We start from the raw sequence: 21,296 nt of genomic DNA, 5'->3' as shown, positions 1-21,296 counted from the left end.
AGCCAATCCCGGTCGATCAGGACAGCATGTTTGTTTTTACGCAATTCCTCAGGGAAAGCGCTACGCGATTTCCCGGGAAACCGCTTCACACTTTTCCGGGAATTGCTCTAACCCGCTGCCCGACTGTTTTCGCAATGGTTTCGCGGCGCGCGTCGGCTTGAGGCTCTTCCGCCTGATGAAGCCCGGCCATGACGGCGAGCGCGGCGGCCTTGTCCTGGTCGCGCATGGCCGCCTGCAGCGACGTCAGCGCCGCTTGGACCCTGGGCCACCCCACGACATCGGTTCTGAGGCCGAAGATCTTGGGGATATCGAGCGCGACAATCTCCTCATTGCCGCCATGCAGCACCTCGTGAAGCTTCTCGCCCGGCCTGATCCCGGTGAAACGGATCGGAATGTCGGTGTAGGGGCTTTTGCCGGCCATGCGGATCATGGTTTCGGCGACTTCGAGGATCGGCACCGGCTTGCCCATGTCGAGCATATAGATGGCGTAATCGTCCTTGCCCTGGCGCCGCTCGGCATCGGCTGCCGACATGATGACGAGGTCGACGGCTTCGGCCACCGTCATGAAGTAGCGGGTCATGCGGCGATCGGTGATGGTGACCGGACCGCCGGCCTCGATCTGCGCCTGGAAGATGGTGGCGACCGAACCGTTGGAGCCGAAGACATTGCCGAACCGCACGGCGATGAACTTGGTGCCGGAGCGACGGCCATTGGGTTCGGTGGCGTGCGTTTCGTGCAGCGAAGAGACGATCTGCTCGGCGGCGCGTTTCGTCATGCCGAGCACCGAGGTCGGATCGACCGCCTTATCGCTGGAAATCAGCAGGAACTGCGGCACCCCGCATTTGGCGGCAACCTCGGCGCAGACGAGAGTACCCAAAATGTTGGTCTGGATCGCCGATTCCCAGTTTTCCTCGAGCAGCGGCACATGTTTGAGCGCGGCGGCGTGGAAGATGATGTCGGGCTTGAAGTCGGTGACGGCGCGGGTGATCTGGCGCCGGTCGGTGACATCGACGATGCGGCTCTTGAGCCGGGCATGATCCTTTTCGTCAACCTGCTGGTCGAGCTGGAAAATCCCGAACTCCGAGATGTCGGCAACCAGAACCGCCTCGGCGCCGAGTTCCAGCGTCCGCTTGACCAGGATGCGGCCGATGGAGCCGGCGCCGCCGGTCACCAGGACGCGCTTGCCGCTGACGAAGCCGCCAATGCGCTCAACGTCCGACGGGACCGTGGAGCGGCGCAGGATCGTTTCCATCTCGACAGCGTCGAGAACCAGCTTTCCGCCCTGCCCGAGCTCCGAGACACCGGAGAACTGGACGACGGCGATGCCGCTGTGACGGGCGACACGGACCAGCTCCGAGTATTCCTCGATCTCGCGCTCGGTGCCATTGCCGAAAATCAGCATGTCGAGGCTTTTGGTGCCTCTTGCATATTCTTCGAGGACCTCGACCAGGCGGGGCCGCACGGCCACCACCGGAACGCCCTGTATCTGCGTGCCCAACGGCGCGCCGTTCTCGATGGCCATGATGCCGGCGATGGAATATTCGGCCGGCTCGGCCGTGCGTGTGAAGCGGATGATGACGTCTGCTTCGCCAAGCCTGCCGACGAACAGCGCTTGTTTGATCGCCGCATTGTTTGGGTTGCGGCTCAGGATTCGCCAGCTCGCCCCGTCGCGCAGGAACCGGTAATAGAGCCGAGGCGCCGATATGATGGTGAAGGAGACGAGGAAAAAGACGATGAACTGGCGCTCGTTGAGGCCGGTCACCGGCTGAAACGATCGAACCGCCAGCGAGACGACATAGAGCGTGACGGTCAGGATGGCGCAGCTCTTCAGGATGTTGAAGAAGTCCGGCGTGGAGGCGAAACGCCACACGGTGTTGTAGAGGCCGCAATAGCGAAACAGCATATGGCTGAGAAGAACAATACTTGCCCAGCACGCCAGGCCGGCCGTGGAGAGCGCGTCGAATGAAAGTCTCGACTGCGAAAGCCCCAGACTCAGCGCCACCGCGACCAGGACCATGACCAGATCCTGGATCATTATAATGGCGCGCCGCATCTTCGGCCGAAGTCCGGACACGACCTCTACATAGGATGTCATTGGGTAGTACTGAACTCCAGGCGCAAGGACATGGACACTAACGTGGTGCAAGAGCGACGGAAACCCGTCACCGATCACCTGTTTAGAGTGCCAATCCCCAGCCCCGCCGCTTTGTATCGCATAGCGTGGAGTTGTAGTGATCGCCACTAATTTTTTTGGCGGACCCTTTGGTTAAGGGATTGAAAATAATTGAACGAACGAGGTTTTCGCCAAGTATGGCAAAATATCGAGCCGCTGGGGTAAACGGCGCGCCTTGAGCCTCTGCCGGGATTGTAGCCAAGTGCCAGGATGCGCCTCTGCTCATAATCAGAGGCATGAACTTACGATTCGCGCAGTGCGCCGATTGCGATATCGAGGTAAGGGGCGTCGACCTGTCGCAAGCGATTCGTGGTCCATCGCGACTTCATTGCGACGCAATGCGTTGCCAAATGCGTGCCGCAGTGGCTATGAAGGGCGCCTTTGGCCGGTCCAACGGCCATGGGACGTGAATCACAACAACAAAAGACTGCGACACTAGGAACGATGATTGCGGCACTAAACGGCGCTGTCGACGATATCAGCAAGGCCATGAAGCTGCACCGGGTCTGGATTGCGCTTGCTCACGAAGACATCGGCGATCAGCATAGGCGCACGACGCTCGGCCCGCTTTGGCTGCTGGTCAACTACGTAGCGTTCGTCGGCACGTTCGTATTCGTGTTCCAGCCCGCCGGCAACGATGCTGCGGGCTATGCTGCCTATGTCGCCATCGGCCTTCTGGTGTGGTTCTACCTGATGGAGGTCATCAGCTTGAGCGTATCGCTCTTCAAACGCGAAGAGAGCTTCATAGAAGGTACCACGCTGCCGTTGTTTGTGTATGTGATGCGATTGGCGCTGCAATCAATTATCCGCGCGGGCTATGCGATCGTGGGTTGCGTTGTCATTCTGTTCCTGAGCGGGTCCGGGCTCAATGCTGGTTGGCTGTGGTCGCTCGCGGGACTGCTCATGATCCTGATTGCCACCCCAGCCGTTATCACGGTCTTCGCTTTTCTTGGCGCTTTCTTCCCGGACAGTGAGTTCATCGTCGGCAACATGATGCGGGTTGGCATGTTTTTTACGCCCGTTTTCTGGGTGTATGATGGGCAAGACGGCATTCAAAAATATGCCTATCACTGGAACCCGTTCACCTATTTTCTAGAGATCGTTCGAGTTCCGATCATCAGTGACGAATTGCCAATGCACGCTTTCGCTGTAACCGGCACCATCTCTCTGACTGTATGGGCGATTGCATTGCTGCTGCTTGGCCGGTATCGCAAGCAAGTCGTCTTCATCATCTGAGTTTTCGATGGTTTCCATAAAGTTGCACAATATTAGCTTGGTCTACAAACTGCATGAGAGGCTGACGCTTTCCGCGCCCGATCGGCGTGTGAGCGGGCCAGGCGGCAAAATTGAAGGCTCAGGCAGAAAGCAGTATGTGCAAGCTCTCGACGGCGTCAGTTTCGAGCTCAAGGCGGGCGACCGATTGGGCCTAGTTGGCCCAAACGGTGCCGGCAAGACAACACTTCTCAAGGTGCTTTACGGTATCTACGAGCCGTCGGCAGGAAGCATAGAGATTGAAGGCAAGGTCGACGCCTTGTTCAACATCAACATAGGCTTTCGCCGCGAGGCCACTGGGCGCCGGAACATCGTCTTGCGCGGATTGATCAACGGCTGGACGGAAGCCGAGATCGAAGAAAAAATGGAGGGCATCATTGCCTTCAGCGAACTCGGCGACTTCATTGACCTGCCGTTCAAGGCATACAGCCAGGGCATGGCCGCGCGGCTTGCGTTTTCAATGGCAACGTCGCTAGACCCGGAAATCCTTCTGATGGATGAATGGATCGGAGCGGGCGACGCCTCTTTTCAGGACAAGGCCAAAAGGCGTATGGACGAACTCGCGGAAAAGGCAGGCATCATCGTTCTGGCAAGCCATAATGAGAGCCTGATCGAAAGCGTGTGCACAAAAAAACTGACGCTCAAAAGTGGCCGGGTGGAATCGCTTACGACGAAGTCGGTCAAAACCTCACAAGTTGGAAAAACTGCTTTGTCGCGACCAAGATAAATTCTTGACGACAGGCTTCATCGCATCAAAAATCGCTGCCCCGCTAGCGCACCATGCCATGAAATTCGGTTAGCCACGTGTGAAGCTACTCTGGTTCTGCCATCCATTTTCGATACCCAAGCTCAAGACCTGACAGAAGAACATCGCCCAAAAGAGTGACAACCCGATGTGCAATTGCAACGGCAGTGGAGGTGGCCGCTGGTATGCCGATCGTCGTAAGGCCTGCGATGAAGACCGCCTCTCTAACACCCAATCCACCTGGCGCCCCTGGCACAACAAAACCAAGCAGCCAGCCAGCGGCTGACACGCCGATCACCATCTTCCACTCCATCGTGGGTCCGTACAGTACATGGACAAGGACGATGACGATTAAACCATTAGCAAGAAAAAAAAGAACATAAGAAGCGATACTTAGCGCCGCCATCGAAAAGGTGACGTGTCTGCGGCTCTGCTTGAAATATCGACCAGCAACAATAGGGGCCAGCACAAAAGCTGCTAGTCCACCTACAAGATAGGCTGCGGAGGCTAGATAACGATTTATTCCGTAATCCTCACCTGCCTGAAGCACAAAAGAGAATGAGAAAAGGAGTGCCACGCTTCCGGCAGCCAAGACCATCAAAACAATCTCCATCATCTGTGCGTAAGACAACGCTTCCTTTGAAGCACCCAATCGAGACGCCACGACAAAGCGGCCAACAAGGTGAACCACATTGGTTGGCAGATACTTATAGACTTGGGTACGCGCGAAAATACGCAGGGCAAGAAATGGAGCGATTGCCTTCTCTCCGACTGAGGCCAAGAGGGTGAACCAGGCCAGTCCAACAAGCTGTAGAACGAGCGCATAAAAAATCGCACCGGCCAAAACAACGGGGATGAACTGGGGTATCTGCAACATTTCGTAGAGCTGATCAGCGTACCCGTAGACGGAGCGCACAACAAAGAACATTGCGGCCACAGCAATGACAACACCGCCAGTACGAAGGATCTTAGCGCTTTGCATGAGCGTCGAACGGCTTCACAACCGATCTGCCGTCCGAATTCGTGACCTCAGCGATAATGTTCGGGTTGCGATCGTCGCCGCGAGTCGCAACGATCAACTCAGCCACCATGCCGAACAGAGTGAATTGCACTCCCACGATCATCAGGAGCGTCGAAACAAGCAGCAACGGGCGGCCGCCGATTGCTTCGCCGCCAAACCACCGTGCGCAGAGAAACAAGAAAATCATAAACCCGATCGCGAAGACGGCCATGCCGAGACCACCAAAAAGATGGCCGGGACGTGAATTGAACTTAGTGATGGTCACAACCGTCAGCAGATCCAAGAAGCCCTTCAGAAGGCGACCAATTCCGTATTTGGATTTTCCGAAGCGGCGAGGATGATGCTGGACGACGATCTCACTGACCTGGAAACCGGTCGCATGAGCTAGGGCTGGGATGAAGCGATGCAGCTCACCGTAGAGGCGAATGTTATTGAAAACCTCTCGGCGGTACGCTTTGAAACCGCAATTGAAATCGTGCAAGTCGACGCCGGAGACTTTCGCTGTCGCTCGATTGAAAAGCTTTGACGGCAGCGTCTTGCCGAGCGGATCATGGCGCACCTGCTTCCACCCCGAAACGACATCGGAACCAGCGCGGATTTCGTCCAGAAAACGTGAAATTTCCTTCGGGTCGTCTTGAAGGTCTCCGTCCATCGTGACGATGACGTTACCCAGGGCACTTGAAATGCCGGCCTGGAGCGCCGCTGCTTTGCCAAAGTTCCGCCGAAGGCGGATACCCTTTGCATGAGGATGGGCCTCAGTGGCGCTCAGAATCTCCTTCCAGGTATTGTCCCGACTCCCATCGTCTACAAAGATGATCTCTTTGAGCGAGGCTTCCGCCGCATCGATCTGCTCAAAGGCCGCCTCGATCTGGATAATGAGCTCCCGAACAGTGTCTTGCTCGTCCTTTACGGGCACCACTATCGATACAGTCTGCACGTCAGGCCCTCAATGTCAGAAGGGAGGTCTGGCTGGGGAATGGCAATGCCGGCGCCAATCCGCGCATCACCCGTTCCTGCAGGCCGCAGGAGTTGATGGCCTCGCGATATTCGAGCCTGTTGCTATTGTCGAACAGAATCATGCCACGAGGTGATAGGCGGCCGACCGACTTCGCCAGACATGAGACCCTAGCTCGACCGTCGATCACGATAAGATCGAATGTGCCTTCGACTTGATCAATCGATGATACATAGTGATCGAACGAGCTTTCCGTATAACCCTTTCGATTGGACCGGGCCTTAGTCGAATTGGCAGCAGCTGTTGGCTCCACAACCCGCACGGTGATGTTCGGATAGACACCAAACATGCTGCCCATGGATTGTGCGAACGTGGCGTCATGCTCGACAGAAACGACTGAGCCGCTTCGTTTCGCCAACCAAATGGTACTAGCGCCGGCACCAAACTCATAAACCCGGGCTCTGCGGTTACGCGAAGCCAGGAAAATTTCCACGGCATCAATCGCCGAGAACGTCCACCATGGCACATCAAGTCGAACCAGGTCGGTGCTGTCGTAGATACCAAATAGACTTCTAATCCAGAGGGCCGAGCGGTTGTTCGATCGTTCCAGGCTTGCAAGTAACCCACAGCGGTCAGCAATCTTCCTCGCGAATCTTACAGCGCTTACGTAGGCGTTTTTCAAAACTGAATTCCGACTTCAATTGGTGTTTGCAATTTTGCCCATCCAGACGGCGTGACTAAACCTGCATATATCGATCGAAGGGCGGGCGGGCCAGAGAGAAGTTGGAGATCGATGTATCCGCTCCAGCCGTAGTCGTCACGTGGCCGTCCACCAAGGGCCTTTGCCACGTCCGGCCGGTGCAATCCTCCCAATCCCAACCCTACAACCGTTCCCTTGCCATCAAGGAAAGCAATACAGCGGTAGGTGGAAAGGAGATCGCTACCCAGTAGTGGAGGCCGTTTGTCCGACTTGTCTGCGACCCAACCTGAGACGCGTGCCCACTGCGGATCTTGTGTTTTGGACACGGCATCTACAAAGCCCGTTATATTGCCCGGCTGGCTGGAGATAGTCATCTGCGTTCCCAGCGAGGGACAGCCAAAATCTCTTCCGTCGAATGGGACATGATTGAACTTCTTCAGATAGTCCTCAAGCGCATAGTACTGATCCGGCACTGGTGTAACGTACTGCATGAGGTCAGGGTCTCTGACACCGAGAGACAACGCCAACGTTGCGATATCTTTTCCTTCAGCCCTTGCAAGAGCCTCCGCCACCCGCGGCGTGCCATTCACCAGAACTATTGCGGCTGCGGTAGCAAATATCGCGATCGAGAAACGACGACCAAAAGCAGTATGCCGAAAGAGGCAAAAGCCTGCTCCAAACAATCCTACCCAGAAAAGTTCTGGAATGGTCGCATATCTGCTCGCCAGGGCTGCCGCGTCTCCCCACAAATTTGATCTACCAATTGCCGCCAGCCCACTCGTCATGGCCGCATATGCCATAATCGCAACCCAAAAGGCTGATCGAATGCTGCTCTCGTCAGGCCGCAGAATGCGAAATCCCGCAATCAGGAAGGCTGCCAAAATTGCGATTGCGCCAAGCGGAATTGCCGCGGATTCGGAAGTTACGATGCCACCACCGATGAACGTAAGGCAGAACAGGACGATCTGTACTGGATTGAAATTGCGTGAACCGTGTTGCGCGGGGACGTGCTGAAGCAGCGCGATCATAATCACGTAGGCTACGCCTATCACGAAAATCGCAATACCAAGCCGCCTCGTTTTGTCTGAGCAGAATCCTTGGATGCCGATCGCGCACAATGCAGTGAGGCCCGTGCTGTAGAATTGGGCAGCAATGGCTGCCAATGCTATCGCAACGACATAGCCATATGGATTATCGTGCTCGGCTGATTGCCAAAAAGTCAATGCAGCCAGGACCGTGAAGAGATTCGCGCCAATCCAGGCTACTCCGCTCATACCAAGAAAGAAGTTGTGTGCAGCGAGTGGACTGAAGACGAAAAGCGATACGGCTATCCCGATGACAAATGTTTCACACTTGGATTTCGTAGAGAGTGAGAGTGCATACGAAAGAGCGACAGCGATGAGAAGCGAGAAGACGGCGGTAATGGCTGAGAGGCCGAAATTGTCCCCGCTGGAGAGATGGAAATTCAGGAGATAGAAGAGCTTTGCGCCAGCAACGATATGCTCGTTCGATTTTGCATAGAGGTCCGATGCCGCTGGGAGCCCGTCCAGCGATCTGATCATCGGGGAGAAAATGTCCCAATAGTCATTGTCAGGAACCCCTCTCGCCTGCACTGTCAGGATGAGCGCAACCAGGAAGAGCGCGATCGGCCCAAAGGAAGCAACCAGGAAAACGGGAACTGAGCGGCTGATAGAACCTGTACGAACGTCGGTCGACATCAATTCAATACCGTTGATCCTGAGATTACTGCATTGCCTTGTGGTAGTTGGCACCTCGCACAACACGCTGAGTTGCGCAACCACGAAGTCGACGCCTGGCCGGCGGAGCAACAGATAGGCCCGATGCGAAGCCCTACAAGCCGGCGCGGCCGAAACGCATCGATATTCACCCCATGCTGAGGTGCAGGAACGCCGATCGAATATATCGTAGCGGGGCAGTTACTTTCCACGATGTCGACTGCAGCAGGGCATCGTTCCTTGCTGTGAGGTACTGAATCTGCTGCTTGGCAGCATCGAGTTGTTTTGCGGCGTCGAAGTCGTACTTATCGTCTCGGCTTATGCGCATTTCACGCAATTCGCGCTCTGTCTCCTTGAGCAGATCGATGTCGGGTTTCTGCAGCGCTGGAGCGGCCTTCGAGAGGCTTATGTAGAATTCGTGCATACTTGGGCGGGGGGATTCATGCTTGTGAAAGGCCAGTTCGCCCGATTTGATGTATCCGAGTGAGCGAAGTTTCTTGATCAGATACCGGAACGACGTCGGCGTGAACTGCCATCCGTGCGCGTCGAGATAGTCGTCGCTGGCCTGTGCGCTTTCGAACAGTGTCCTGGCTTCTTCGCCGCCTCGCACCAAATCGACGTCATCAAAGGTCGGCTCGATCCAGACGATCTGTTTCGCCTTGGTGCAAGTGTACGAGGCTTGGTCGAATATGATTCCGGGCGCGTGCCGTTTGCGTTGCTCTGTGTACGCCTGCAGCGCCTGTCCAACAGTGGACAGAGGGCGCAATGCATCAAAGCAATAGCGTTTGTCCGGCACGGCCAGAACCAGCCGGCCATCGGGTTTCAGAAGGGTTTCACAGTCCTGGATAAACCGAACGATATCGGTCACGTGCTCGATGACATGCGAAGCGAAAATGAAATCGTACCGTTCCTTTTTGCCAATGACCTCAAGCAAGCTGCGTCCGTCCGAAACGTAGTCGACCTCTTCGATCTTTGATGCATTGTTGCTATATTTCTCACGCAAGGTCGCAGCATCTGCATGGTCGATCGTTTCGACGTTGAAGCCACCGGTCTTTGGTAAAAGCGGGTTGTAGCTTGGACCGACCTCAAGGCCAAAGCCGCTCGAATCGAATAGTGAAAGTAGCAATTCTGTCCTGTCCATGTATCCTCCCGGTGCCAGGAATGGCCGATGCTAGCCAAATGTGTTGACCAACCAAAGCCAGCATTTCTCTGCCTCCGATCGATATGCAGCACGCACATCCTCTGAAACAGGCGAGTGTACCGCCTCTACCCTTGAAAGGAGCTACCAACTTCGCGGGGGTTGCGAAGCGTGGCCGTCGACGGCAGCCGCGCCAGTCTTCGAAATGCCCGATTCGTCATATGATTCCATCGCTGAACTGGATCCTCTTCAAGAACCCCATTTGAGTTCCAATGCCCTTCCGCCTCATATCCGACAGAATTTCATCAATGTGGCCTTCATGACCGAGCTCTTGGAGACAGGCCTCAACATCATAGATTGAATACTGCAAGCGATACACGAGATCTCGCTTGAGAATCGGGCATCTCAGAAACTTCCGATATAGAAACCCGCCCGTGTGAATTTGGGAGCGTCCCGATATTCGATTCAGTATCTCACCTTGTATCTCAATTCGCCGAGAGCCTTTGACTTCCTTCTTCTTGAAGCGAAGCGCGACCGGAATACTGGTGTTCATCGCAACCAATTCGCTTGACGTAAGATCCTTTAGGTGCGGTTTGATATCATTTGGTGAATAAATCAAATCTATTTCATTTGAACCCGGTATAATTGCTCTTGACAACCCAATTTCACCTGCATCTATAGCCCATTTTCTCGAATTAACAGGCAGGTAATTTTTCCAGAACTTTATTGTTGCGGAGGAGTCCAGCACGCGGCGCGACATCGAGAAGCAGAACGATTGGATATGGTAGAAAATCTCCCAATTCTCGAATGCGGCGCATATGTCAGCTTTCGAGGTTGAGAGCCGCTGCATCATCTCCGTCAGACCTTCCCTGAAAAGATAGATGCTGTCGTTGAGATAGATCAGACGATCAATCTCAAAGTTCTCGCGCACGAAATGTGTTGCGTCCTGGAAACCGCCAATGTCGAATCCCGTATTATCTCGCGAGAGTATCCAACGACTTTGCGAAGAAAGCGCTGCCTTCATCGATTCGTTGAGGGCATGATTTGCAACCACGATGACATTTATTTCTGCTTCCGCAAACGCATCGAGAGCATTCTGGACGTACCATGGAAGACTATGTGGCTGCCATATCAGAAAGATAGCAAATCTCCCATTCTCGAATATACGACTGCCTTCAATGCTCTCCGTAATAAAGCTATTCTTCCCCGAAAAGCGGCGCAGTAACGCGGAAACCACCTTTGGGTAGTGAAAGACAGCACGAGCACAATACTTGAGCGGAGTTGCGATCAACTTACCAATAGACTTTTTCGCCACGTTTCTACTTCCCATTCACAATAATATTCCATGCCATTCTTGATCACCGGTGGCTCTTAGGTCCAATCGCTAGTCGTCAACTACGCACGCTCCGCAACAGCCAATTTATATGTGCTGAAAGCGCTCGCATTGGTCCGGTCACCCGCCAGCTTGTTGAGTCCCGCAATTCTCGAACGGCGAATTCGCTTCGCCTTAGCCTTTCCTCGATCGCGCTAGTGGCCTCTTGTGCTCGTGCAATCTCGTTGTCGCGCCTTTCGAGCTGTTGCACCCAATTCTCTTGGTTCAGCGCAAACTCCGCGTCGCGCTGTTCAATCTGTCGCTGCCACTCCTTGCGGCTCAGCGCAAACTCCGCTTCCACCTGCCTTGCCGCCTGGACGGCAGTTCCGCGCTGGGCAACCGCCTGGCCAAGATGAGCGAAGGTGTCTCGCACGGCCTGCCGCTCGCTATCCTGTTTGCCGGCGGCGAAAAGCGCTGCAACTGCCTTTGGATATTTCTTGCCAATCCCCAAAACGCCCAGGCCATATCCATGCAGGAACTCAAAATGCGGCCGACCCGACGAGACCTCGCCCCACAGGCGAAAGACGCCGAAATCGCGCTCGCGCACATTCGTATCGTGAAAGAGCACAATGGCGTTTTGCGTTAGTTTCGGCTGCCAACTCTCGAAGTCATGTCGGACAGCGTCGTAGCTGTGCAGGCCGTCGATGTGCAGCAGGTCGATGCTACCGTCCTCGAAATCGTCGACGGCATCGTCGAAAGTTGACCGCATGAGGCGCGAGAAGTCAGCATATCTTGGTGCGTGGTAGGCGGCCAGATCGGAGTACACCGCTTCGTCGTAGAAGCCGGCATGCTCGTCACCCTTCCAGGTGTCGATTGCACAGCCGGTGCAAGGGAGGCTCAACAGTTCGATCGCCTGACAGGCTGCGCAATAAGAGACTCCGGTGTGCGTGCCAAGCTCGACAAACCGATTTGGCCGTAGCGCATCAAACAGCCAGAACATGAATGGAACATGCTCGATCCAGGCAGACGGAGCTACCTGGTCAGGGAACCGGAATGTCGTCGAGGTGAAGGGGATCATCGCTGCTTCACGATGCCAGACAAGCGCATGGTCTCAACAAGAGGAGGATAATCATCAACAAGGTTTTGCATCAGCCGGCGCACCACGGTCTCCGTCGATTGCCGCCAGTCCGGCGCGGTCCACCCAAGCGTATCAGCGAATTTCGCCGTCGACAGCCGTGAATTGGCGGGGCGCTTTGCCTTGGTCGGATAGTCGCTGGTCGCGATGTCGCGTATCCGCGCGTGCGGTCCACCAAGCGCCCGGCTTGTCTCCAGGATATGACGGGCAAAGCCGCTCCAGTTGGTCTCGCCGGTGCCGACGAGATGATAGATGCCGTAGCCGTCAAAGTCATCGCGCAACGTCGCCGCCGCATGCAGGATCGCGTCGGCAATATCAAGCGCCGACGTCGGATTTCCCCATTGGTCGGCGACGACAGCGATCTCGTCGCGGTCGCCGGCCAGCCGCAGCATGGTTTTCACGAAATTCTTGCCGAACGGGCTGTAGACCCAGGCCGTGCGCAGGACCAGGTGGCGCGGATTGGCAGCCGCCACCGCCAGTTCGCCGGCAAGCTTGGAAGCGCCGTAAACGCCGAGCGGCGCGGTGGCGTCGGTCTCGACATAGGCGCCGTCCTTGGTGCCGTCGAAGACGTAGTCGGTCGACAGATGGATGACGGGCACGCCGAGCCGGGCCGCCGCCTCGGCGACCTTGCCGGCGCCGACGGCGTTCACCGCGAAAGCAAGGTCTGGCTCGTCCTCGGCCCGGTCGACCGCAGTGTAGGCGGCGGCCGACACCACGATATCCGGCCGCGCGGCCGCGAGCGATTCGAACACCGTATCGGGCTGCGTGAGGTCGAGTGCCGGCCGGCCGACGGCGACGACCTCGATGCCATCGCGCCTCTGCCCGGCCTCCAGCAGGCTGGAGGCGACCTGACCGTCGCGTCCGGTGACAACCAGCCTCACGCCGCGCCCTTCCTGCCTTCAACCTGGCCATGGGACTGGACGTGCCCCAGCCGCTCGCCGGCATAGCACTGCTCGCGGATCGGTCCCCACCACCACTTGTTGTCGAGGAACCAGTCGACCGTCCTTGCCAGGCCGCTGTCGAAACTCTCCGCCGGCGCCCAGCCGAGATCCCTGCCGATCTTGGAGGCATCGATGGCATAGCGGCGGTCGTGGCCGGGGCGATCGGTGACGAAGCTGATCAAATCGCGGTAGCTCCTGCCGCCGCTGCGCGGACGCCTGATGTCGAGCAGGTCGCAGATCGTCTCGACGACGCCAAGATTGGTGCGTTCGGAATTGCCGCCGACATTGTAGCTCTCGCCCGGCTGGCCCTTGGTGGCGACCAGCTCCAGGGCACGGGCATGGTCCTCGACGAACAGCCAGTCGCGCACATTGGCGCCGGCGCCGTAGACCGGCAGCGGCTTTTCGTCGAGTGCGTTGAGGATGACCAGCGGGATCAGCTTTTCGGGAAAGTGATACGGCCCGTAATTGTTCGAGCAATTGGAGAGCACGACTGGCAGGCCGTACGTCTCGTGCCAGGCCCGCACCAGATGGTCGGACGCCGCCTTCGAGGCGGAATAGGGCGAGGACGGCGCGTAGGGCGTTTCCTCGACGAACATGCCGCCGTCGAAGGGCAGATCGCCGAACACCTCATCGGTCGAGACATGATGGAAGCGGAAGCGGGCTTTTCTGTCCTCGCCAAGGCCGCGCCAATATTCGAGCGCAGAATTCAGCACCCGGTAGGTGCCGACGATGTTGGTCTCGATGAAGGCGCCGGGTCCGTCGATCGAGCGGTCGACATGGCTTTCGGCGGCGAGGTTCATGACGACGTCGATCTCGTCGCGGTGGAGGATGTCGAGAACCGCCCGCTCGTCACAGATGTCGGCCTGCGCAAATTTGTAGTTGTGCGCATTCTCGATGGTGCGCAGCGAGGCGAGATTGCCGGCATAGGTAAGCTTGTCGAGATTGGTCACATGGTAGGCCGGATTGGCGCACAAATGCCGGCACACCGCCGAGCCGATGAAGCCGGCACCGCCTGTCACCAGAAAATTCATGGCGCTCTCCTCACATCGTCGCGCGTCATGCGAACACCTCGGCCGTGGCGAGCGGCGGCGCCTTGAGGTCCTTGGCCGAGAGCTCGAAGCCGCCGGTGGGCGATGGCCAATCGATGCCGATGTCGGGGTCGTCGAAACGGATCGATCGGTCGTGCGCCGGCGAATAGGTGTCGGTGACCTTATACACAACCTCGGTGTCCGGCACGAGCGTGACGAAGCCGTGCGCGAAACCCTTCGGCACCAGGAGCTGGTTGCCTTTCTCGGCCGATATTTCGAGCGCGACCCATTTGCCGAAGGTTTTCGAGCTGCGGCGAATGTCGACCGCCACGTCGAGAATCTTGCCTCTGATCACACGCAGCAACTTGTCCTGCGCGCGTGGAGGAAGCTGATAGTGGAGCCCCCGCACGACACCTGCCGCCGCCGAATAGGAGTGATTGTCCTGGACGAAACGCAGGTCGATGCCGGCTTCAAAAAAGCGCTCGGCATTCCAGGTCTCGATGAAATAGCCGCGCGCATCGCCGTGCCGCTTCGGCACGATCTCGAGCACGCCATCAAGACCAAGCTGCCTGAAGTCCACTCTAGTTCTCCGTCAGCTCAGTGACACGCCGGCGCAGATAGGCGGCGTATTCGTTCTTGCCCAGGCGCGTCGCGCGCTCAAGCACCTTGTCGGCAGTCAGCCAGCCCTGCTCGAAAGCGATTTCTTCAGGACAGGCGACCTTGATCCCCTGGCGGTGCTCGATCGTGCGCACGAAGGAAGAGGCTTCATGCAGGCTGTCATGCGTGCCGGTGTCGAGCCAGGCATAGCCGCGGCCGAGCTGATGCACGTGCAATTTCCCGCGCTCGAGATAGACGTTGTTGACCGCCGTGATCTCGAGTTCGCCACGCGCCGAGGGCTTGATCGTCGACGCGATGTCGACGACCTCATTGTCGTAGAAATAGAGGCCGGTGACCGCCCAGTTGGACTTCGGCTCCCGCGGCTTCTCCTCAATCGTCAAAGCCGTGCCGCTGAGCTTGTCGAACGACACCACGCCGTAGCGCTGCGGGTCCTCGACATGGTAGGCGAACACCGACGCGCCGCTTTGGCGCTGCGCAGCAGTGCGGCAGAGCTGCGACAGGCCGTCGCCGAAATAGATGTTGTCGCCGAGAATCATCGACACATTATCCTTGCCGATGAAGTCGCGGCCGATGATGAAGGCCTCGGCAAGCCCGTTGGGCTGCGCCTGCTCGGCATAGGAGAATTCGACCCCGAAATCCGAACCGTCGCCCAGCAACTCCCGAAACACCGGCAAGTCGCGAGGTGTCGAAATGATCAAAATCTGGCGGATACCGGCGAGCATCAAGACGCTCAGCGGATAAAAAATCATCGGCTTGTCGTATATCGGCAGAATCTGCTTAGAGATCGCTAATGTAAGGGGATACAGACGCGTCCCGCTGCCTCCTGCAAGGATTATTCCCTTCAACAAGCTCTCCTTGAATTACCGGCCCCCGCCTCGAAATCAAGTTGCCCGTGCTTAGGTTTCGCGCAATGGCTTGTCAATTCAATCTCGGCCGTGGATCGGCGCCAGAATTGCTCTGCATCTGCCGCCTCGCGGCAATTTGACCGACCAGGCACAAGCTGACGATGCAAATGGGCGTGGCGATTTGGCAACCGGCTTGCACCATCGGCTGGCGGACGCGTGACAACAAAAAGCCGGCGGGCCCTGGGCCCGCCGGCTCATTCATTTGTCCGGTTTCAGGGCTGCTTGGGCAGCAGCGACCATACTGCCGGCACCAGGCTGGCGGCGAGCGCAACCTTGATCAAATCCCCGAGGACGAACGGCAAAACGCCGAACTGCCACGCCTTTTCCACGCCGATGAGGGTGGCCAGCCAGGCAAAGCCCATGGCCATCATGACGATTTCGGCGACCAGCATGGCGTTGAACAGCTTGATCGGGTGGCGGTCCCAGCCGCGGTCGGCGGCCCAGCCGACAATGGCTGCCATGACGACGAAGCCGGCGAGATAACCGCCGGTGCCGCCGATCATGTAGGCGATGCCGATGCCCTTTTCAGGCGTGCTCTGGAAGACCGGGAAGCCCATGGCGCCTTCGGCCATGTAGAGAAGCAGGGTAGCGACGCCAAGCCGCAGGCCAAACGCGGTGGCGATCAGCAGGACGGCCAGCGTCTGCATCGAGATGTCGACCGGCCCGAGCACGACTTTCGTCTTGGCCGACAGGGTCAAAAGCAGCGTTCCGGCGATCGCCAGCAAAAGCTGGGTTGCCAGGCGCTGCGCGCCCTCCTGGGGCAAAGCGAGAGAAACAAGCGGGCGCATCGTCGTTGCAAGTGCCATGGTCTTCCCCAATCCGGATTGCCGCAGATCGCGGCCTTGCGTTTTTCTATATTGGCTTCCGTGTTATGCGGCAATCAGTTTTGCCGTCTTCCTGAACAGAGATTCAACGACACCGCCATGGCGCTCAAATTCGACACCAGCTTCGATCCCGCCTATGGCCAGGGCGTCACCGTCGCGCCCGAGGTCTTGCGCGTCACCGCCAAAAACCCCAGCCCATTCACCTTTCACGGCACAAACAGCTACATTGTCGGCCGCGACACACTGGCGGTGATCGACCCGGGTCCGGATGATGAAGCGCATTTCCAGACGTTGCTGAAGGTGATCGCAAACCGGCCGGTGAGCCATATTTTCGTCAGTCACACGCATCGCGACCATTCTCCGCTGGCCGCCCGGCTGAAAGCGCGCACCGGTGCCGCCGTGCTGGCCGAAGGCCCGCACCGCCCGGCAAGGCCGCTGCGGATCGCCGAGATCAATCCGCTCGACGCCAGCGCCGACACCGGTTTCGTGCCGGATGTCACTTTGCCCGACGATACGCTGGTCGAGGGCGATGGCTGGACGATCCGGACGGTGCTGACGCCGGGCCACACCGCCAATCACGCGGCATTTGCGCTCGAAGGCACCGGCATCCTGTTTTCGGCCGACCATGTGATGGCGTGGGCGACGTCGATCGTGGCGCCGCCGGACGGCGCGATGGCCGACTACATGGCCTCGCTGGATAAATTGATCGCGCGCGGCGACCGCCTGCTGCTGCCCGGCCATGGCGGCCCGGTGAATGCGCCGCGCAGCTTCATGCGCGGGCTGAAGACTCACCGCAAGATGCGCGAACGGGCGATCCTCGAACGGATCCGGGGCGGCGACCGGACAATCCCGGACATGGTCAAGGCGATCTACAGGGACACCGACCCGCGCCTGCATGGCGCCGCCGGCCTGTCGGTGCTTGCCCATCTCGAGGACCTGGTGGCGCGCGGCCTGGTTGCTACCCAGGGTGACCCGGCCATCGACGGCGTTTTTGTGCCGCTGGGGTAGAACTACTCAGCCGGCGCCGCACCCACCTGGCCCGCAACTTCCTGATCAAGTTCGGCGAGGAACCCGACGATGCGCGCCGCATTGTCGCCGAGGTCGTAGCGGCCGTAGCGGGAGGCCGAGCGCATGTCGACGACGATGGTGTCGCCATCATTGCTGACCCGGATGGCGACGTCGGCGGGCAGGCCCACGACGAAGCTCCGGGCAACGGCCGATATCGTCACCTCGTCTTGACCGTCCGTCACCGGATATGGCGCGGTAAGTTGCCAATCGCGGCGGTCGAGCACGGTTTCAACGGCGTCGACGACGGTTTCGAACGGCAGATTGTAGCTGTGCCCGGTGACCAGCGGATAGGCGTCGGCCTGCAGGCGCGCTTCGCCAGCCGTTGGCGGCGCGAGCACGTTCATGTCCTTGGTGCGGTCGCTGGTGTCGAGCACCGGCGGATTGTCGAGGTCCGTCGAAATGTCCCTCAGGGGCGGCGTGGTCGCCGCCAAATAGGTGGCAAAGCCGTAGGGCGTCAGCACCAGCAGCGCCAGCAGGGCGCCGACCGAGAGGTCGCGGCCGCCACGGTCACCGAAATGCCACAGCCGGGACAAAGCGAGGCCGGCAAACAGCAAAGCGAATGCGGCAAGCAGGGCGACGATCGCCAGCACCCACAGGAAGGCCGGCGTTTCCACCAGTTCGAAATGATGGCCGGCCAGCACGGTGAGCAGCAGGACCAGGGCAAAAGCGCCCGTGCGCCGCGACCAGCCGGCCGCCTTCGATGTCTGCCGCTCGTCAATTTCCATTGTCTTCAGCACCGCCCCAACCCGCACAGACGCTTAGAGCAAAGGATGCTCAAATTGAACATCCCCTGCCCTAACGTTTTTGCCGCCGGTAGCTTGAAGGTCAAGGAAACGCACGGTCCCGGTCAATCCGTCGGCAGGCGGTAGTCGCTGAACTGCTTGCGCAAGGTGATCTTCTGGATCTTGCCGGTGGCGGTGTGCGGGATTTCGCTGATGAAAGCGACGTCGTCGGGCATCCACCATTTCGCCACCTTGCCGTCCATGAACGCCAGTATGTCCGCCTTGCTCGGCTCCTTGCCGGGTTTGGCGACCACGACCAGCAAGGGCCGTTCGCCCCATTTCGAATGATGGACGCCGATCGCCGCGGCCTCGGCGACATCGGGATGGCCGACGGCGAGGTTCTCCAGGTCGATGGTCGATATCCACTCGCCGCCCGACTTGATGACGTCCTTGGCGCGATCGGTGATCTGCATGTAGCCGCCGGAATCGATATGGGCGACATCGCCAGTGTCGAACCAGCCGTCCTTGTCGAACTGCTCGGCTCCGACGCCGCCATAATAGGCGCTGGCGACGGCTGGACCGCGCACCTTCAGCCGGCCGAAGGTCTTGCCGTCCCAAGGCAGTTCCTTGTCGTCGTCATCCGTCACCTTCATCTCGACCCCGAAGGGCGGGTAGCCCTGCTTGCCCTGGATATCGAGCCGGTCCTCGCCCTCGAGCGCTTGATACTGCGGCTTCATGGTGCACAGCGTGCCGAGCGGCGACATTTCGGTCATGCCCCAGGCATGGATGACTTCGACACCGTAATTGTCCTGGAATTTCCTGATGATGGCGCGCGGGCAGGACGAGCCGCCGATGACGACTTTGCTGAGATAGGGAAGCTTCTTGCCGGTCTCTTCCAGATGCTGCAGCAGCATCATCCAGACGGTCGGCACGGCGGCGCTGAAGGTCACCTTCTCGGTGTCGAGCAGCTCGTAGATCGAGGCGCCGTCCATCTTGCAACCGGGCATGACCAGCTTGGCGCCGATCATCGGCGCGCTCTGGCCAAGGCCCCAGGCATTGGCATGAAACATCGGCACGACGGGGAGGATCGTGTCCCGCGCGGAGAGGCCCATGGCGTCGGGCATGGCGGCGATCATGGCATGCAGCACATTCGAGCGGTGGCTGTAGAGCACGCCTTTGGGATCGCCCGTCGTGCCGGAGGTGTAGCACATGCCGGCTGCGGTGTTTTCGCCGAAAACCTTCCAGGCGAAGTCGCCATCGGCCTCGTTCAACCAGTCCTCATAGGCAACCACATTCGGCAGCGTCGTTTCAGGCAGATGCGCCTTGTCGGTCAGGACGATCACCTTTTTCAGCGATTTGACCGCGCCGGCGATCTTTTCCAGCAGCGGCATGAAGGTCAGGTCGACGAAGATCCCTCTATCCTGCGCATTGTTCATGATCCAGACGATCTGCTCGGGGAACAAACGCGGGTTGAGCGTATGGTAGATGGCGCCGATGCCCATGATGCCGTACCAGGCCTCTATGTGGCGCGCCGTGTTCCAGGCCAGGGTCGCGATGCGGTCGCCGAGCACAAAGCCATCGCGCTCCAACCGTTGAGCGACCTTGAGCGCGCGGCGATGAACTTCAGCATAGGTGGTGCGAACGACAGGACCTTCGATCGAGCGCGAGACGATCTCGCGCGTCCCGTGCTGCCGCTCGGCATTGTCGATCAGCTTGTGGCAGAGCAGCGGCCATTCCTGCATCAGTCCGAGCATCTGGTTCCTCCCATTGCTTCCTCGTTTTTCCCGTCTTTTGTTCCATTGTGGGACGAACGGACGGATTGTCCAGCCATGACGTCTCCAACCGTTAACGGCTGAAGCAAGCAGTGATCGAAAGGCGGGGAAAACCGCCACAATCCGGCCATCGTCGACGTTAAGGTTCGTTAACGGGGTAGGGGTGCGGATTGGCGACTGAAAGAGGTTCGCATGGACACGCAGCTCGACGACAAGCAGATCGACGACAGGCAGATCGACGACAGGCAGCTGGCTGACAGCGGGGCCGAAGACGTGCAGTTGGACGATATTCAACTCGACGACAAAGAGCTTGAAGACACGCTTGCCGCAAGTCTGGCCGATCTCGTGCCGGAGGCCAAAAAGGTTTCCGAAGACGAATTTGTCGAGGTGGTCGGCGGCGCCCTTGAGGCGGTCGGCGGCACGCTGCTGTTCAAAATGTGCGTCCAAAACGAAGGCGAAGGCCAGCATGTCGCCGCCGCATCGATCGGCGACGGCGGCAATCGCCAGTTCCTGCTGCTCACCTTGCCGACCGGCGGCGGCCCGCTGAAGGTCGAGACGACGTCAAGAAGCACCAACCCGGTAGCCGGTATTGCCGCGGCCTATGCCGGCCTAATGGACGTGTTCAAGACCGCAGCCTAGCATTCCACGCGGGATCGTTTTTAGTGATCGGAAGGCCAGCTCTGGCCTACTGGCGAAGGCTTGCGCAACGAGTTCTCCAGACACATTTTAGGGACATGGGAAGCAACCCCGCACGCTCTCAATCGGACTGTGCTCCCAATCGAACAAGGAGAACCCCGCATGGACCAGATCGCCAACCCCGCCCCCGGCTTTCAGAGCAATCCCGGCAAGGTCATCACCGTCGAACCCTATCGGGGTACCGTGGTCGTGCGTGCCGGCGATACGGTGATCGCCTCATCGACGCGGGCGAAGCTTCTGTCCGAACCGCCCTACCGCCAGGCATTCTACATCCCCTTCGAAGACATCGACTTCACCCAGCTCGGCAAAACCACCCTGTCGACCCACTGCCCCTACAAGGGCGACGCCAGCTACTGGAGCGTGCTGCCGGCCGGCGAGACCGGCAAGGACGCAATGTGGGGCTATGAGCAGCCGTTCGACGAAATGGCTGAGATTCGCGACCACGGCGCCTTCTATCCTGACAGGGTGACGATCGAAGCAGCACCGGCCTGAGCAAGCGACTCAAGCCGCCGTTGCTCGCTTCGTCATCCCAGGG

20 protein-coding genes are annotated in these 21,296 nt (G+C 58.6%); 5 read left to right on the top strand and 15 right to left on the bottom strand.

The genetic code is table 11. From position 1 onward, the window contains the following. Positions 1-85 precede the first annotated feature (85 nt). Complete coding sequence (locus NKJ58_RS25880; RefSeq protein WP_352854107.1) at positions 86-2,095, bottom strand: UDP-N-acetylglucosamine 4,6-dehydratase; 2,010 nt, start codon at positions 2,093-2,095, stop codon at positions 86-88. 459 nt (positions 2,096-2,554) lie between these two features. On the opposite strand from NKJ58_RS25880, the gene NKJ58_RS25875 reads away from it, so the two are divergent. Beyond that, complete coding sequence (locus tag NKJ58_RS25875; RefSeq protein ID WP_245259960.1) at positions 2,555-3,409, top strand: ABC transporter permease; 855 nt, start codon at positions 2,555-2,557, stop codon at positions 3,407-3,409. 37 nt (positions 3,410-3,446) lie between these two features. After that, complete coding sequence (locus tag NKJ58_RS25870; RefSeq protein WP_245270990.1) at positions 3,447-4,172, top strand: ABC transporter ATP-binding protein; 726 nt, start codon at positions 3,447-3,449, stop codon at positions 4,170-4,172. An 85-nt stretch (positions 4,173-4,257) separates the two neighbouring features. Here NKJ58_RS25870 and NKJ58_RS25865 read toward each other — a convergent pair whose 3' ends face one another. From NKJ58_RS25865 to NKJ58_RS25810, 12 genes are all read right to left on the bottom strand, one after another. After that, positions 4,258-5,172: a lysylphosphatidylglycerol synthase transmembrane domain-containing protein gene (locus tag NKJ58_RS25865; protein ID WP_023742698.1), complete on the bottom strand. Its 915-nt coding sequence runs from the start codon at positions 5,170-5,172 to the stop codon at positions 4,258-4,260. Continuing rightward, entirely contained in the window at positions 5,159-6,148 is a 990-nt protein-coding gene (locus NKJ58_RS25860) for a glycosyltransferase family 2 protein (protein WP_031246422.1), read from the bottom strand. Before NKJ58_RS25860 ends, NKJ58_RS25865 begins: the two co-directional genes overlap by 14 nt. 1 nt (position 6,149) lies before the next feature. Next, positions 6,150-6,848, bottom strand: a complete 699-nt coding sequence (locus NKJ58_RS25855; protein ID WP_023742700.1) for an O-methyltransferase — start codon at positions 6,846-6,848, stop codon at positions 6,150-6,152. Next, positions 6,845-8,668 carry a hypothetical protein gene (locus NKJ58_RS25850; protein ID WP_352854104.1) on the bottom strand — a complete coding sequence of 608 codons (1,824 nt, stop codon included), beginning with the start codon at positions 8,666-8,668 and terminating at the stop codon, positions 6,845-6,847. Before NKJ58_RS25850 ends, NKJ58_RS25855 begins: the two co-directional genes overlap by 4 nt. Before the next feature lie 82 nt (positions 8,669-8,750). After that, the gene (locus tag NKJ58_RS25845) at positions 8,751-9,743 is read right to left on the bottom strand and encodes a class I SAM-dependent methyltransferase (protein ID WP_023742702.1); all 993 of its coding nucleotides are present in this window, start codon (positions 9,741-9,743) and stop codon (positions 8,751-8,753) included. A gap of 214 nt (positions 9,744-9,957) precedes the next feature. After that, on the bottom strand, positions 9,958-11,055 hold the full coding sequence (locus NKJ58_RS25840; protein WP_352854102.1) for a rhamnan synthesis F family protein: 1,098 nt from the start codon (positions 11,053-11,055) through the stop codon (positions 9,958-9,960). Positions 11,056-11,131: 76 nt separating this feature from the next. Continuing rightward, entirely contained in the window at positions 11,132-12,130 is a 999-nt protein-coding gene (locus tag NKJ58_RS25835; protein WP_023742704.1) for a class I SAM-dependent methyltransferase, read from the bottom strand. Then, the gene (gene rfbD / locus NKJ58_RS25830; protein WP_352839000.1) at positions 12,127-13,068 is read right to left on the bottom strand and encodes a dTDP-4-dehydrorhamnose reductase; all 942 of its coding nucleotides are present in this window, start codon (positions 13,066-13,068) and stop codon (positions 12,127-12,129) included. Before rfbD ends, NKJ58_RS25835 begins: the two co-directional genes overlap by 4 nt. Then, complete coding sequence (gene rfbB / locus NKJ58_RS25825; protein ID WP_023742706.1) at positions 13,065-14,159, bottom strand: dTDP-glucose 4,6-dehydratase; 1,095 nt, start codon at positions 14,157-14,159, stop codon at positions 13,065-13,067. The genes rfbD and rfbB overlap by 4 nt, the downstream gene beginning before the upstream one ends. A gap of 25 nt (positions 14,160-14,184) precedes the next feature. Continuing rightward, positions 14,185-14,736, bottom strand: coding sequence for a dTDP-4-dehydrorhamnose 3,5-epimerase (gene rfbC / locus NKJ58_RS25820; protein ID WP_352854099.1), 552 nt, complete (start codon positions 14,734-14,736; stop codon positions 14,185-14,187). A gap of 1 nt (position 14,737) precedes the next feature. Continuing rightward, positions 14,738-15,619 (bottom strand): glucose-1-phosphate thymidylyltransferase RfbA, encoded by an 882-nt coding sequence (gene rfbA, locus NKJ58_RS25815; RefSeq protein ID WP_023684600.1) that lies wholly within the window; start codon positions 15,617-15,619, stop codon positions 14,738-14,740. A gap of 272 nt (positions 15,620-15,891) precedes the next feature. Beyond that, the gene (locus NKJ58_RS25810; protein WP_023705510.1) at positions 15,892-16,485 is read right to left on the bottom strand and encodes a biotin transporter BioY; all 594 of its coding nucleotides are present in this window, start codon (positions 16,483-16,485) and stop codon (positions 15,892-15,894) included. Between the two features lie 117 nt (positions 16,486-16,602). On the opposite strand from NKJ58_RS25810, the gene NKJ58_RS25805 reads away from it, so the two are divergent. Further along, positions 16,603-17,511 (top strand): MBL fold metallo-hydrolase, encoded by a 909-nt coding sequence (locus tag NKJ58_RS25805; RefSeq protein ID WP_023742707.1) that lies wholly within the window; start codon positions 16,603-16,605, stop codon positions 17,509-17,511. Between the two features lie 2 nt (positions 17,512-17,513). Here the strand turns inward: NKJ58_RS25805 and NKJ58_RS25800 are convergent, their stop codons facing one another. After that, positions 17,514-18,296 carry a DUF1499 domain-containing protein gene (locus tag NKJ58_RS25800; RefSeq protein WP_023731363.1) on the bottom strand — a complete coding sequence of 261 codons (783 nt, stop codon included), beginning with the start codon at positions 18,294-18,296 and terminating at the stop codon, positions 17,514-17,516. A 122-nt stretch (positions 18,297-18,418) separates the two neighbouring features. Continuing rightward, complete coding sequence (locus tag NKJ58_RS25795; RefSeq protein ID WP_023684604.1) at positions 18,419-20,047, bottom strand: fatty-acid--CoA ligase; 1,629 nt, start codon at positions 20,045-20,047, stop codon at positions 18,419-18,421. A 297-nt stretch (positions 20,048-20,344) separates the two neighbouring features. Here NKJ58_RS25795 and NKJ58_RS25790 point away from each other — a divergent pair, with 297 nt between their 5' ends. Both NKJ58_RS25790 and NKJ58_RS25785 read left to right on the top strand, forming a co-directional pair. Then, positions 20,345-20,704 carry a hypothetical protein gene (locus tag NKJ58_RS25790; RefSeq protein WP_023670697.1) on the top strand — a complete coding sequence of 120 codons (360 nt, stop codon included), beginning with the start codon at positions 20,345-20,347 and terminating at the stop codon, positions 20,702-20,704. A gap of 159 nt (positions 20,705-20,863) precedes the next feature. After that, on the top strand, positions 20,864-21,253 hold the full coding sequence (locus NKJ58_RS25785; RefSeq protein WP_023731365.1) for a DUF427 domain-containing protein: 390 nt from the start codon (positions 20,864-20,866) through the stop codon (positions 21,251-21,253). Positions 21,254-21,296: the final 43 nt, after the last annotated feature.

It is taken from the genome of Mesorhizobium sp. M0139 (assembly GCF_040322455.1).
Lineage (GTDB): Bacteria > Pseudomonadota > Alphaproteobacteria > Rhizobiales > Rhizobiaceae > Mesorhizobium.
This window is presented reverse-complemented; position numbering and strand designations above follow the sequence as displayed.

What these genes read in the sequence shown, in the direction of transcription:
- NKJ58_RS25880 (WP_352854107.1), bottom strand. Translation starts at nt 2,095, where the DNA reads ATGACATCCTATGTAGAGGTCGTGTCCGGACTTCGGCCGAAGATGCGG.
- NKJ58_RS25865 (WP_023742698.1), bottom strand. Translation starts at nt 5,172, where the DNA reads ATGCAAAGCGCTAAGATCCTTCGTACTGGCGGTGTTGTCATTGCTGTG.
- NKJ58_RS25845 (WP_023742702.1), bottom strand. Translation starts at nt 9,743, where the DNA reads ATGGACAGGACAGAATTGCTACTTTCACTATTCGATTCGAGCGGCTTT.
- NKJ58_RS25835 (WP_023742704.1), bottom strand. Translation starts at nt 12,130, where the DNA reads ATGATCCCCTTCACCTCGACGACATTCCGGTTCCCTGACCAGGTAGCT.
- rfbB (WP_023742706.1), bottom strand. Translation starts at nt 14,159, where the DNA reads ATGAATTTTCTGGTGACAGGCGGTGCCGGCTTCATCGGCTCGGCGGTG.
- NKJ58_RS25810 (WP_023705510.1), bottom strand. Translation starts at nt 16,485, where the DNA reads ATGGCACTTGCAACGACGATGCGCCCGCTTGTTTCTCTCGCTTTGCCC.
- NKJ58_RS25805 (WP_023742707.1), top strand. Translation starts at nt 16,603, where the DNA reads ATGGCGCTCAAATTCGACACCAGCTTCGATCCCGCCTATGGCCAGGGC.
- NKJ58_RS25800 (WP_023731363.1), bottom strand. Translation starts at nt 18,296, where the DNA reads ATGGAAATTGACGAGCGGCAGACATCGAAGGCGGCCGGCTGGTCGCGG.
- NKJ58_RS25795 (WP_023684604.1), bottom strand. Translation starts at nt 20,047, where the DNA reads ATGCTCGGACTGATGCAGGAATGGCCGCTGCTCTGCCACAAGCTGATC.
- NKJ58_RS25785 (WP_023731365.1), top strand. Translation starts at nt 20,864, where the DNA reads ATGGACCAGATCGCCAACCCCGCCCCCGGCTTTCAGAGCAATCCCGGC.